The following is a 13,493-nucleotide window of genomic DNA, read 5'->3' on the forward strand; positions in this document are numbered from 1 at the left end:
TCGACCTCCGCCAGCGCCTCCGCGAAGACCGGGGACTCCGCCAGCAGCCGCCGCCCCATCCCCGCCCACTGCGACCCCTGACCCGGGAAGACGAACACCGAACGCCCGCTCACCTCCGCCCGGCCCGTCACCAGCCCGGGCACCGCCTCACCGGCGGCCAGCGCCCGCAGCCCGCCCAGCGCCTGCGCCCGGTCGGCGGCGACCACGACGGCCCGCTCCGGGAACCGGGTGCGCGCGGTGACCAGGGCGCGGGCGGTCGCGGCGCGGTCCAGCGCCGGGTGCCCGTCCGCGTGCGCCGCCAGCCGCGCGGCCTGCTCGCGCAGGGCCGGCTCCGAGGCGCCCGAGAGCACCCACGGGACCGCGCCCGGCACGTCGTGCGCGTTCTCGTCCGCCGCGACCGGCTCCGCCTGCTCCAGGATCACGTGGGCGTTGGTGCCGCTGACCCCGAAGGCCGAGACGCCGGCCCGGCGCGGCCGGTCGGCCTCGGGCCAGGCCCGCTGCTCGGTGAGCAGGGCGATGCCGCCCGACGACCAGTCGATGTGCGAGGAGGGCGCGTCGATGTGCAGCGTCCTCGGCAGGACGCCGTGCCGCAGCGCCTCCACCATCTTGATCACCCCGGCCGCACCCGCGGCCGCCTGGGTGTGCCCGATGTTGGACTTCACCGACCCCAGCCAGAGCGGCTGTTCGGCCACGCGGCCCCTGCCGTAGGTGGCGAGCAGGGCGTGCGCCTCGATGGGGTCGCCGAGCGGGGTGCCGGTGCCGTGGGCCTCGACGGCGTCGACCTCGCCGGCGGTCAGTCCGGCGTTGGCGAGCGCGGCCCGGATGACCCGCTCCTGGGACGGGCCGTTGGGCGCCGTCAGGCCGTTCGAGGCACCGTCCTGGTTGACGGCCGAGCCGCGGACCACGGCCAGCACCTCGTGCCCCAGCCGCCGCGCGTCCGACAGCCGCTCCAGCAGCAGCAGGCCCACCCCTTCGGACATCCCGAAGCCGTCGGCGGCGTCGGCGAAGGCCTTGCTCCGGCCGTCGGCGGCCAGGCCGCGCTGCCGGGAGAAGCCGACCAGGCCCTCCAGCGTGGACATCACCGAGGCGCCGCCGGCGAGGGCCAGCGTGCACTCGCCGCTGCGCAGCGCCTGGGCCGCCAGGTGGACGGCGACCAGCGAGGAGGAGCAGGCGGTGTCGACGGTGATCGCGGGCCCCTCCAGGCCGAGGGTGTAGGAGAGCCGGCCGGAGAGCACGCTGCCCGCGTTGCCGGTGACCAGGTAGCCCTCGTCGGCCCGGCCGCCGGTGCCCTGGGTGCCGTAGTCCTGACCGTGGGTGCCGATGAAGACGCCGGTGGGGGTGGAGCGCAGGGCGGTGGGGTCGAGGCCGGCCCGCTCCAGGGTCTCCCAGGCGACCTCCAGCAGCAGCCGCTGCTGCGGGTCCATCGCCAGCGCCTCACGGGGGTTGATCCCGAAGAAGGCGGCGTCGAAGTCGGCGATGCCGGGCAGGAACCCGCCGCCGCGCACATAGGTGCGCCCGGGTGCGTCGGGGTCGGGGTCGTAGCTGCCGTCGAGGTCCCAGCCCCGGTCGGTGGGCAGCGCGGAGACGGCGTCGCCGCCGGCGGCGACGAAGCGCCAGAGGTCCTCGGCGGAGTCCAGGCCGCCGGGGAAGCGGCAGCCCATGGCGACGATCGCGACGGCCTCGTCATCGGCGGCCGAACGCACCACGGCAGCGGGGCCGGCGGGCTCGGGGGCGGCGAGGTCGCCGACGAGTTCGCCGGCGAGGTGGGCCGCGAGGGCCTTCGGGGTCGGGTAGTTGAACACCAGCGTGGCGGGCAGCCGCAGGCCGGTGGCGGTGCCGAGCGCGTTGCGCAGTTCGACGGCGGTCAGCGAGTCGATGCCCAGGTCCTTGAACGCCTTGTCGACGTCCAGCGTCCCGGCCGTGCCGTGGCCGAGCACGGCGGCGGCGGTGTCGCGGACCAGGGCGAGCAGCAGCTCGTCGCGGTCGGCGGCGGTGAGCCCGGCCAGTCGGCGGGCGAGAGCGCCGGCGCCGTCCGCGGCGGACCGGGCGGCGGCCCGCCGCAGGGCGCGCGGGGCGCGGGCGGCGGGTGCGAGGTCGCGCAGGAGCGGCGGGAGGTCCTCGGCGCGGACGCCGGTGACGTCCAGCCGGATCGGCACCACGGCCGCCCGCTCACCGCTCAGGGCGGCGTCGAACAGGGCCAGGCCCTGGTCCGCGGAGAGCGGCCGGGTGCCGACCCGGGCCATCCGGGCGAGGTCGGTGTCGCTGAGCCGGCCGCCCATGCCGGCGGCCTCGGCCCACAGGCCCCAGGCGAGCGACACGGCGGGCAGGCCGAGGGCGCGGCGGTGGGCGGCCAGGCCGTCCAGGAAGGCGTTGCCCGCCGCGTAGTTGCCCTGGCCCGAGCCGCCGAGGACGCCGGAGGCGGAGGAGTAGAGGGCGAAGGCGGCGAGGCCGAGGCCGGCGGTGAGCTCGTGCAGGTGCCAGGCGGCGTCGACCTTCGGGCGCAGCACGGTGTGCCACTTGGTGTCGTCCAGCGCCTCGATCACGCCGTCGTCGACGATCCCGGCGACGTGCACGACGCCGGTCAGGCGGTCCGCGACCGCCTCGACGACGGCCGCCAGCGCCGTCCGGTCGGCGGCGTCCACCGCCTCGGCCCGGACGCGGGTGCCGTGGGCCGCGAGGTCGGCGAGCAGGTCGGCGGGCACGGCGGAGCGGGAGACCAGGACGAGTTCGGCGACGCGGTGGACGGCGGCGAGGTGACGGGCCACCAGGCCGCCGAGGCCGCCGGTGGCGCCGGTGACCAGGACGGTGCCGCCCGCGAGCGGGGACGGCGCGTCTGCGGCGGGGGCGGCCGGCGCGCCGGCCGGGGTGCGCCGCAGGCGGGCGACCAGGCGGCGGCCGTCGCGCACGGCGAGCTGGGGCTCGTCGACGGGTGCGGCGGCGACCGCCTCGGCGGCGGTGGCCGGGTCCTCGGCCTCGACCAGGACAAAGCGGCCGGGGTTCTCGGACTGCGCGGTCCGCACCAGGCCGCGGACGGGTTCCTGGACGAGGTCGCCCTCGCGGACGACGACGGCGAGCCGGGAGTCGGCGGTCCGTTCGTCGGCCAGCCAGGCCTGCAGGGCTCGCAGGACCTCGTGCCCGACGGCGTGGGCGCGCTCGGGGACGGCCTCGTCCGGCGCGCCGGAGCCGGCGGGCAGGACGACGAGGGGTGGCAGCGGTCCGTCCTCGGGCAGTTCGGCGTGCGGGGCCCAGGCGGTGGTGCCGGCGCCGGCCGGCTCGGGTGCGGGGACCCAGGCGACCTCGAACAGGGCCGCGTCCTCGGACCCGGTGGCGCCGGCCAGGCTGCGCGGGTCCACCGGCCGCACGGTGAGGGCCTCGACGTCCAGGACGGGGGCGCCGGTCTCGTCGGCGGCCCGGATGGTCAGGGTGTCGGGCCCGGTGACGCCGACGACCACGCGCAGCGTCTCGGCCCCGGTGGCGTGCAGGCGCACCCCGGACCAGGAGAAGGCGAGCCGGGGCACGTCGGCGCCCGGGAGGAGCCCGGCCTCGCCGAGCGGGTGCAGGGCGGCGTCGAGCAGTGCCGGGTGCAGCCCGTACGCGCCGGCGTCGGTGGTGCCCTCGGGCAGGCGGAGCCGGGCGAACAGGCGGCCGTCGGCGAGCCAGGCGGCCTCGACGGCGTGGAACGCGGGGCCGTAGTCGACGGTGAGCCGGTCGTAGAGGCCGTCGAGGTCGAGCGGGCGGGCGCCGGCGGGCGGCCAGGCCGTCGGCCCGTCAGGGGCGGGGGCGGGCTCGGGGCCCTCGGGGGCGAGGGTTCCGGTGGCGTGCGCGCTCCACGGCCGGCCGGGGCCGGTGCGGGTGAGCACCCGGACGGCGCGGCGGCCGTCCTCGGCCTCGCCGACGTGGACCTGGAGGTCGACGCCGCCGCCGTCGGGCACGACGACCGGGGCGGAGACGGTCAGTTCCTCGACCGTGGGCGCGCCGAGCCGGTGCCCGACGTGCGCCAGGGCGTCCAGCAGGGCGGTGCCGGGCAGCAGGATCGTGCCGCCGACCCGGTGGTCGGCCAGCCAGGGCAGGGTGCGCTCGCCGATCCGGCCGGTGAAGACGGCGCCCTCCTCGGAGCCGAGCAGCAGCCCGGCCTCCAGCAGCGGGTGGCCGGCCTCGTCCAGGCCGAGGGCGGCGAGGTCACCGGCGGCGCGGCCGGGGTGCAGCCAGTACCGCTCGCGCTGGAAGGGGTAGGTGGGGAGGTCGGCGGGGCGGACGCGGCCGGCGCCGGTGTGGGCCGTCGACCAGTCCACGGGGACGCCGTGGACGTGGAGTTCGGCGGCGGAGAGCAGGACGCGGTCCCAGCCGCCGTCGTCGCGGCGCAGGGTGCCGGTGGCCACGACCGGGGCGTCGACGGCCTCCTCCAGCGCCTCGGCGGCGGCGTGGGTGAGCACGGGGTGGGCGCTGACCTCGACGAGCGCCCGGAAGCCCTCGGCGGCCAAGGTCCCCACGGCGTCGGCGAATCGGACGGTCCGGCGCAGGTTGCGGTACCAGTAGCCGGCGTCCAGCTCGGGGCCCTCCAGCCAGCGGCCCTCGACCGTGGACAGGAACGGGATCGCGGCCTGCTGGGGCTTCACCGCCCCGAGCAGCTCGGCGAGTTCGCGCTCGATCGACTCCACGTGCGCGGTGTGGGAGGCGTAGTCGACCGGGATCCGGCGCACCCGTGCTCCGCGCTGCTCGAACGCGGCGACCACGGTGTCCAGTCCGGCCGGGTCCCCGGCCACCACGACGGAGGAAGGACCGTTGACGGCCGCCAGTTCCACGCCGTCCGGCAGCGCGCCGGTGACCTCGGCGGCGGGCAGAGCGATCGAGACCATGCCGCCGCGCCCGGCCAGGCCGCGCGCGATCGCCTGCGAGCGCAGGGCGACCACGGCGGCGGCGTCGTCCAGCGACAGGATCCCGGCGACGTGGGCCGCCGCGATCTCGCCCTGCGAGTGGCCCACCACCGCGTCCGGGACCACGCCCAGGGAACGCCACACGGCGGCCAGGGCCACGTTGACGGCGAAGGAGACCGGCTGCACCACGTCCACCCGCTCCAGCGAGGCGGCGCCCTGGTTCACCACGTCCAGCAACGACCAGTCGACATAGGGCTTCAGCGCCTCCTCGACCTCGGCCAGCGCCTCGGCGAAGACCGGGGACTCGGCGAGCAGCCGCCGCCCCATCCCCGCCCACTGCGAACCCTGACCCGGGAAGACGAACACCGAACGCCCGCTCACCTCCGCCCGGCCCGTCACCAGCCCGGGCACCGCCTCACCGGCGGCCAGCGCCCGCAGCCCGCCCAGCGCCTGTGCCCGGTCGGCGGCGACCACGACGGCCCGCCGTTCGAGCACGGCGCGCGAGGCGGCGAGCGTGCGGGCGACGGCCGGTGCCTCGGCGGCCGGGCGGGAGTCGGTGAACTCCGCGATCCGGGCGGCGTGTTCGCCCAGCGCCTCGACGGTGCGGGCGGAGAGCAGCCAGGGCACCGGCGCTCCGGGGCCGGCGTCGAGTTCGGCGGTCACCTCCTGCACGGGGGTCTGCTGCGCGGGGGCCTGCTCCAGCACGACGTGGGCGTTGGTGCCGCTGACGCCGAAGGAGGAGACGGCGGCCCGGCGCGGCCGGTCCACCTCGGGCCAGGGGCGTTCCTCGGCGAGCAGGGCGACCGCCCCCGACTCCCAGTCCACCTGGGAGCTGGGCGCGTCGATGTGCAGCGACCTGGGCAGGACGCCGTGCCGCAGCGCCTCCACCATCTTGATCACCCCGGCCACGCCGGCGGCGGCCTGCGCGTGGCCGAGATTGGACTTCAACGAGCCCAGCCAGAGCGGCTGTTCGGCCGACCGCCCCTGCCCGTAGGTGGCCAGCACCGCCTGCGCCTCGATCGGGTCGCCGAGCGACGTCCCCGTCCCGTGGCCCTCGACGGCGTCGACGTCCGCGGTGGTCAGTCCGGCGTTGGCGAGCGCGGCCCGGATGACCCGCTCCTGGGAGGGGCCGTTGGGCGCCGTCAGGCCGTTCGAGGCGCCGTCCTGGTTGACGGCCGAGCCGCGGACCACGGCCAGCACCTCGTGCCCCAGCCGCCGCGCGTCCGACAGCCGCTCCAGCAGGACCAGGCCGACGCCCTCGGCCCAGGCGGTGCCGTCGGCGGCGTCGGCGTAGGCCTTGGCCCGGCCGTCGGCGGACAGGGCACGCTGGCGGGAGAACTCGACGAAGGAGGTGGGCCGGGCCATGATCGCGGCGCCGCCGGCCAGGGCGAGCGTGCACTCGCCGTCGCGCAGCGCCTGCGCGGCCAGGTGGAGCGCGACCAGCGAGGACGAGCACGCCGTGTCCACCGTCACCGACGGGCCCTCCAGACCCAGGGTGTAGGAGATCCGGCCGGAGGCCACCGAACCGGCGTTGCCGGTGCCGAGGTAGCCCTCCAGGCCGTCGGGGACCTCGGCGAGGCCGGTGGCGTAGTCGTGGTACATCAGGCCCGCGTAGACGCCGACCGGCTGTCCCTTGAGCGAGGTCGGGTCGATGCCGGCCCGCTCCAGCAGCTCCCAGGAGGTCTCCAGCAGCAGCCGCTGCTGCGGGTCCGTCGCCAGCGCCTCGCGCGGCGAGATCCCGAAGAAGGCGGCGTCGAACTCGCCCGCGTCGTGCAGGAATCCGCCGTGGCGCGCGTAGGAGGTGCCGGGGACGGCCGGGTCCGGGTCGTAGAGGGCGTCGAGGTCCCAGCCCCGGTCGCGCGGGAACGGGGTGATGGCGTCGGTGCCCTCGCTGACCAGCCGCCACAGGTCCGCCGGGGAGGCGACGCCGCCGGGCAGCCGGCAGGCGGCGCCGACGATGACCACGGGGTCGTCGGCGGGCGGCGCGCTGCGCGGCGCCGGGGCCGGCCTGGCGGGGGCGGGCCGGCCGGTCAGCCGGGTGAGCAGGTGGGCCGCGACGGCGGCCGGGGTGGGGTGGTCGAAGGCGAGGGTGGCGGGCAGCCGCAGGCCGGTGGCGGCGGTGAGCCGGCCGCGCAGGTCGACGGCGGTGGCGGAGGTGAAGCCGAGGTCCTTGAACGGGCCGTCGGGGCGGATCGCCTCGGGGCGGTCGGCGGCGAGCCGGGCGGTCTCGGTGAGCACCAGGTCGAGCAGCTCGCGCTGCCGGTCGGCGGCGGGGCGCCCGGCCAGGCGGCGGCGCAGCGCGGCGGCGGTCGCGCTGTCGGGGGTGCGCGGGCCGGCCGGGGCGTCGATGAGGTCGCGCAGCAGGGCCGGGACGTCCTGCGGGTCGAGCGCGTCGAGTCCCTCGGGGTCCAGCCGGAGCAGCAGCAGGGAGGTGTGCTCGGCGAGGTGGGCGGCGTCGAAGGCGGCGGCGTGCTCCTGGGCGGTGAGCCGGCCGAGGCCGGGCGGGGCGGTGCGGCCGTCGCCGTCGGCGGGGCCGGTGGCGAGGGCGAGTCCGGGCAGGCCGCGCCGGACGCGGTGCTGGACGAGCGCTTCGAGGAACGCCGTGGCCGCCGCCTCGCCCGGGCCCGGCGCACCGGACAGCCCGCCGGCGGGGGTGTGCACGACGAAGGCGGACAGCTCGCTGCCGGCGGTGAGTTCGTGCAGGTGGACGGCGGCGGCGAGGGCGGCGCCCAGGCCGGGGAAGGCGGCGCCGGGGGTGTGCACGACGGCGTTGAACCGGGTGTCGGGGGCGGCCAGGTAGGCGGCGAGGGCGTCGCGGTCGGCGAGGTCGCAGGCGGTGAGGGCGACCTCGGCGCCGGCCTCGGTGAGCCGGGCGGCGAGCTCGGCGGCGGCCCGGTCGGCGGGGCCGTGGGTGCTGGTCAGCAGGATGCGGCGGACGCCCCGCCCGGCGACCAGGTGGCGGGCCACGGCGGCGGCGGCCGGCCCGTCGGCGCCGGTGACCAGCACGGCGCGGCGCGGGTCGAAGCGGGCCGGCGGCTCGCCGTGGGCGAGGGCGGCCGACACCCGGGCGGCGCGCGGGCGCAGCGGGACGCCGGAGCGGACGATCAGCCGGGGCTCGCCGGAGGCGACGGCGTCGGCCAGCGCGGCGGCGGCGCCCTCCTCGCCGTCGAGGTCGACCAGCACGAACCGGCCGGGGTGCCGCTCCTGGGCGGCGCCGACCACGCCCCAGAGCGCGGCCTGGACGAGGTCGGTGGCACCGCCGCCGGCGACGGCGCCGCGGGTGGTGACGACGAGCCGGGTGTCGGCCAGCCGCTCCTCGGCGAGCCAGGCCGCCAGCTGCCGTTCGAGGCCGTGCGCGGCCTGCTCGGCGTCGGCGGCGAGCGGGCCGGGGGTGCGCAGGCCCGCGCCGCAGCCGAGCAGGGCGAGGTCGGGCAGCGGGTCGGCGGCGGCCAGCGCGGCCGGGTCCGGATGGGCGGGGCCGGCGCCGAGGGCCTCGCCGAGGCCGAAGCCGTCGGCGCCGAGCAGCGCCCAGGCGGGGGCGGCCGGGCGGGCGCCGGGCACGGAGGACAGCGGCAGCCAGTCGACCCGGAACAGGTGCTCGTAGTGGCTGCCGCCGGCGGCCCGCAGCCGGGCGGGCGCGTCGAGCAGGACGTGCCGGGTGATCTTGCCGGAGGCGGTGCGCGGGATGCGGTCGGTCTCGTACAGCTCCTCGGGCACCTTGAAGTAGGAGAGCTGCTCCCGGCAGGCGGCCAGCAGGGCCTCCGGGTCGAGGCCGCCGGGGCCGGGCACCAGGAAGGCCACCGGCACCTCGCCGAGCACCTCGTGCGGCTTGCCGACGACGGCGACGTCCGCGACGCCGGGCACGGCGCGCAGCACCTCCTCGACCTCGGCCGGGTGGATGTTCTCCCCGCCGCGGATGATGAGTTCCTTGATCCGGCCGGTGATGGTGAAGTAGCCGGCGCCGTCGCGCCGGGCGAGGTCGCCGGTGTGGTACCAACCGCCGCGCAGCGCCTGCTCGGTGGCCTCGGGCTGGTTGTGGTAGCCGAGCATCACGCTCGGGCCGCGCACCCAGACCTCGCCCTCCTCGCCGTCGGCGGCGTCCAGGCCGGTCTCGACGTCGACGAGCCGCACGCCGAGGCCGGGCACGGGCAGACCGCAGGAGCCCTCGACGCGGGCGCCGGTGGGCCAGTTGACGGTGATCGAGCCGCAGGTCTCGGTGGAGCCGTAGGCGTCGATGAGCGGCGCTCCGAAGGCCTCCTCGAAGGAGCGGCGCAGCGCGGCGGTGGTCATCGCGCCGCCGACCAGGCACATCCGCAGGGCCGGGGCGGTGAAGCCGTCCTCGCGGGCGGCGCGCACCAGCTGCTGGTAGAGGGTGGGCACGCCGGCGAGGAAGGTCGCGGACTCCTCGCGGACCGCCTCCAGGACGTCCTGCGCGGCGAACCCGTCGAGGATGCGGGCGGTGGCGCCGACGGCGGTGACGGCGAGGACGCACGCGATGTGGGAGAGGCTGTGGAACAGCGGCAGCGGCCAGACCACCCGGTCCTCGGCGCTGAGGCCGGGCACCGGCACGTAGCAGGCGGCCACCGACCAGAGGCCGTTGCGCTGGGTGGACAGCACGCCCTTGGGGCGGCCGGTGGTGCCGGAGGTGTAGAGCATCCAGGCGGGGTCGTCCAGGCCGAGGTCGTCACGCGCGGGGGTGGCGGGCTCGGTGGTGGCGAGGGTCTCGAAGGAGAGGGCACCGGGCGGGGCGGGGCCGTCGCCGGTGACGATCACCCGCAGGTCGGCCCGGCCGCGCGCGAGGGCGTCGAGGCCGGCCGCCCGGGCGGCGTCGGTGATCACCACGCGGGCGCCGCTGTCGTCGAGGAGGTGGGCGAGTTCGGGCCCGGAGGCGTGCGGGTTGAGCGGGACGGCGATGGCGCCGGCGCGCAGGATGCCGAAGTAGCTCTCCAGCACCTCGACGCTGTTGCCGAGCAGGATCGCCGCCCGGTCGCCCGGCTGCAGGCGCAGGTCGGCGAGGTGGCCGGCGATCCGGCCGGTGCGGGTGTACAGCTCGCCGTAGGTCACGGCGCGGACGGCGTCGCGGAACGCGGTGCGCTCGGCGCTGTCGCGGGCGTGATCGGCCAGCAGTTCGGGCAGCGGCCGGATCAGCTCGGTGCGCAACATGCCGTCACTTCCTTCTGCGTCGGGTCGGTGGGGTTCGGGTGCGGGTGCGTTCCCTTTTCCGCCGGGCGGGGCGGAGGGGATCGGGGAGGAATGCGCGGTCCTTTTCCGGGAGGGTTTCACCGGGAAAGGGGCCGGTGGATTTCCGGGCGGCCGTTCCGGAACAACCGTGTGCGCATTCCGGCCGGTCCCAGTCTCCTGCGGCGGGGGCTGCGGGCCGCCCCTATCCGACCCCCTAGACGGGCCCTATTCGCGGCGGCCGCGGGCCGGGGCCCTGTGGGAGGTGGGGCGGGAACGGCGGCGCCCCGCCGGGCGGGAGGGCTCGGCGGGGCGGTGAGGCGGTGGGGCGGCGGGGCGGCGGGATGGGGCGGGTCAGTGGGCCGGGGCGGGTTCGGGCAGCAGGGCGAGGAGTTCGTCGGGCCGGCGCAGCACCGCGTCGGGCCGTTCCGCGAGCAGGGCCGGCTCGTCCGTCTCCCCCCACAGCGCGGCGATCGCGCCGACGCCGGCGCCCCGGGCGCTGGCCAGGTCGGTGACGGCGTCGCCGACCATCACGGTCCGCCCGGCCGGCACGCCCAGCAGCTCCAGGGCGCGCAGCACGATGTCGGGGGCGGGCTTGGCCCGGGCGACCTCGTCGGAGCCGAGCACGTGGTCGAAGTGGTGGAGCAGGCCGAGCTGGTCGAGCAGCGAGCGGGCCCGGGGGCCGCTCTTGCCGGTGGCCACGGCCAGCCGGACGCCGCGCGCGGTGAGCTCGGCGAGCAGCTCGCGCACCCCGTCGTGCACGGTGACCTGATGGGCGAGGCGATAGCTCTCCCGGACGAAGGGCTCCTCCAGGGCGAGCGGCAGCCCCATGATCCGCATGATGTCCGGGAAGTACCGGCCCAGGTGGCGGCAGTACTCCTCGAACGGCGGCCGGCCGTCGCCGACCACCTCCTCGTAGGCGGTCAGGAAGGCCCGGCGCATCACGTCGAAGCTGTCGACGATGACGCCGTCCAGGTCGAAGACCACGGCGCGGACCGGGGAGAACGCGGCGAGCGCGCGGCCGTCGGGTACGGCGGGAACGGGCGGGTCGAGCGGCATGGGATCTCCATGGGACGAGGGGCGGCCCGGACGGGTGACCGGGTCTGGTGCGGCCTGCGGGCCGGGGCTGTGGGGCGCGCAGGGTCAGACGGCGAGGGCGGTGGCCTCGTCGGCGAGCCGGGGCCGCGGGGCGCGGGCGGCCGCGTAGAGGCGTTCGATGACCGAGATGGTGTGGTGGGCGCCGCGCACGGCGACGCCGCGCGAGGCCGGGTCGGCGAGCAGGGCGGGCAGCGCGTCGAGCTGGCGCACGTACTCGGCGCCGACCGGCTCGCCGCGCAGCGGGACCTCGGTGGTGACGCCGTCGCGGGTGCGGGTCAGCCGGGGTGCGCGGCGGTTGGGGCTGAAGCCGAAGGTGCAGGTCAGGGTCGCCGAGCCGGTGGCGCCCTCGACGGTGATCCGGGTGGTGTCGACGGGGTCGTGCGAGGCCCAGCTCGCCCGGACCGCGACCGAGACGCCGGTGTCGGTGACCAGGAAGCCGCGGGCGGTGTCCTCGACGTCGCCCGCGCCGGCCGGGCGCTCGGTGCCGCGCCAGCCGGCGCCGCGTCCGCCGTCGTTGACGAAGTCGGCGGAGAGCGAGCCGAGCACGGCCGGGAAGCGGACCGGGCCGCCGAGCACGCTCTGGGCGGTGTCGAGCAGGTGCCAGCCGAGGTCGACCAGCGCGCCGCCCCCGGAGAGCCGGCGGCTGGTGAACCAGCCGCCGGCGTCGGGGACGCCGCTGGCGCGCACCCAGGCGAGGTCGACATGGCGGATCGGGCCGAGTTCCGCCGCCAGCCCGGTGAGGGCGGCGACGTCCTCGCGGTAGCGGGCGGCGCTGCCGGCCAGCAGCACGGCCCCGCCCGCGCGTTCGGCGGCGGCCAGCCGGTCGGCCTCGGCGGCGCTGAGGCAGACCGGCTTCTCCAGGAACACCGGGACGCCGCGGGCGAGCAGCCGTTCGGCGACCGGGGTGTGCAGGTGGTTGGGCACCGCGACGACGGCGAGGTCGGTGTCGGGGCCGAGCCGGTCGGCGTCGGTGAGCAGGGCCGCGCCCGGCGGGAGGTGCCCGGCCGCGCCGGGGCCGGGTTCGACGACGGCGGTGACCCGGTAGCCGGGGTGCGCCGTCAGGCGGGGCAGCCAGATGGTGCGCCCCGCCCAGCCGAGGCCGACGACCGCGACCCGCACCGGCGCGTCCGGCTCCCGCGGTGCCGCGTTCACACCGCGGCCAGGGCGTCGGCGATGATCTGGGCGGTGTCCTCGATCGCCGACTCGTCGGCGAGCAGGGTGCGGTGGTGCAGCCAGATGCCGTCGGCGGTGAGCGCCTCGCTGTTGGGGCAGGCCCTGGCCAGCTCGTCGACGGTGGTGTCGGGCGCGGCGGACTCCCAGAAGCCGTCCGAGCGGTAGATGGCGCGGAAGACCACGAAGGCGGGCAGGCCGCGGGCGATCAGGTCGTCGACCAGGGCGTTGCGCCGCTCCTCGCCGAGGCCGGGCACCCGGAACATCGCCATGTAGTGCGGGACGCGGTCGGCGCGCTCGTCGCGGCCCTGCGGGACCAGGCGGGGGATCTCGGCCAGCAGGCGGTCCAGCAGCGCGGCGCGCTGCTCCCGGACGGCGATCTGGCCGTCCAGGCGGGCGAGCTGGGCGCGCAGGACGCTCGCCGAGAACTCGTTGAGCCGGAAGTTGGAGCCGGAGGTCCGGTGGTAGTACTTGCGGTCCGTCGGCGGGCGGCCGCAGCTGTGCCGCAGGAACGCCTCCTCGTACTGGGCGGCCTCGGGGAAGGTGATGGCGCCGCCCTCGCCGGCGGTCATCAGCTTGCCGTTCTGGAAGCTGAACGCGGCGACCGAGCCGAGTTCGCCGACCCGGCGGCCGCGCCACTGGGCGCCGTGGGCGTGCGCGGCGTCCTGGACGATCGGTACGCCGGTCTCGGCGGATAGCGCGCCGAGGGCGTCCAGGTCGGCGATCTGGCCGGCGATGTGGACGGGCATGATCGCCCGGGTGCGCGGGGTGATCGCGGCGGCCGCCGCGGCGGGGCTCAGGTTGTAGGTGTGGAGGTCGACGTCGACCGGCACCGCGGTGGCGCCGAGCCGCTGGGCGGCCTGGGAGGAGGAGATGAAGGTGAAGGCGGGCACGATCACCTCGGTGCCGGGGCCGACGCCGAGGATCTGGAGGGCGACCTCCAGGGCGTGGGTGCCGTTGGTGACGGCGAGGGCCTTGGGCGCGCCGTGGTAGTCGGCGAACTCCTGCTCGAAGGTGTCGACCTCCTTGCCGCCCATCCGCCACCACTGGCCCTGTTCCAGGGCCCTGATGAGTCCTTCGCGCTCGGCCTCGTCGTACTGCGGCCAGACCGGGAACACCGGGGCCGGACGTCCTTGGGCGCTCATGATTACGCGCAGCCTTTCCATTTCGGGG

4 protein-coding genes are annotated in these 13,493 nt (G+C 77.5%); all 4 read right to left on the minus strand.

The features are described from left to right. Positions 1 to 10,037 (minus strand): SDR family NAD(P)-dependent oxidoreductase (locus ABT238_RS26105; protein ID WP_350793970.1); only part of this gene is annotated, 10,037 nt, incomplete at its 3' end. A gap of 369 nt (positions 10,038 to 10,406) precedes the next feature. Further along, a complete protein-coding gene (locus ABT238_RS26110) occupies positions 10,407 to 11,111 on the minus strand; it encodes an HAD-IA family hydrolase (protein WP_350570557.1) in 705 nt (234 codons plus the stop codon). A gap of 84 nt (positions 11,112 to 11,195) precedes the next feature. Then, positions 11,196 to 12,302, minus strand: coding sequence for a Gfo/Idh/MocA family protein (locus ABT238_RS26115; RefSeq protein ID WP_350570556.1), 1,107 nt, complete (start codon positions 12,300 to 12,302; stop codon positions 11,196 to 11,198). After that, the gene (locus ABT238_RS26120; protein ID WP_350570554.1) at positions 12,299 to 13,465 is read right to left on the minus strand and encodes a DegT/DnrJ/EryC1/StrS family aminotransferase; all 1,167 of its coding nucleotides are present in this window, start codon (positions 13,463 to 13,465) and stop codon (positions 12,299 to 12,301) included. The genes ABT238_RS26115 and ABT238_RS26120 overlap by 4 nt, the downstream gene beginning before the upstream one ends. Positions 13,466 to 13,493 lie beyond the last annotated feature (28 nt).

The organism is Kitasatospora sp. NPDC001527 (assembly GCF_040298605.1).
Taxonomy (GTDB): Bacteria; Actinomycetota; Actinomycetes; order Streptomycetales; family Streptomycetaceae; genus Kitasatospora.

Bases quoted from the DNA above. Each gene is read 5' to 3' on its own strand.
- ABT238_RS26110 (WP_350570557.1), bottom strand. From the start codon at position 11,111: ATGCCGCTCGACCCGCCCGTTCCCGCCGTACCCGACGGCCGCGCGCTC.
- ABT238_RS26120 (WP_350570554.1), bottom strand. From the start codon at position 13,465: ATGAGCGCCCAAGGACGTCCGGCCCCGGTGTTCCCGGTCTGGCCGCAG.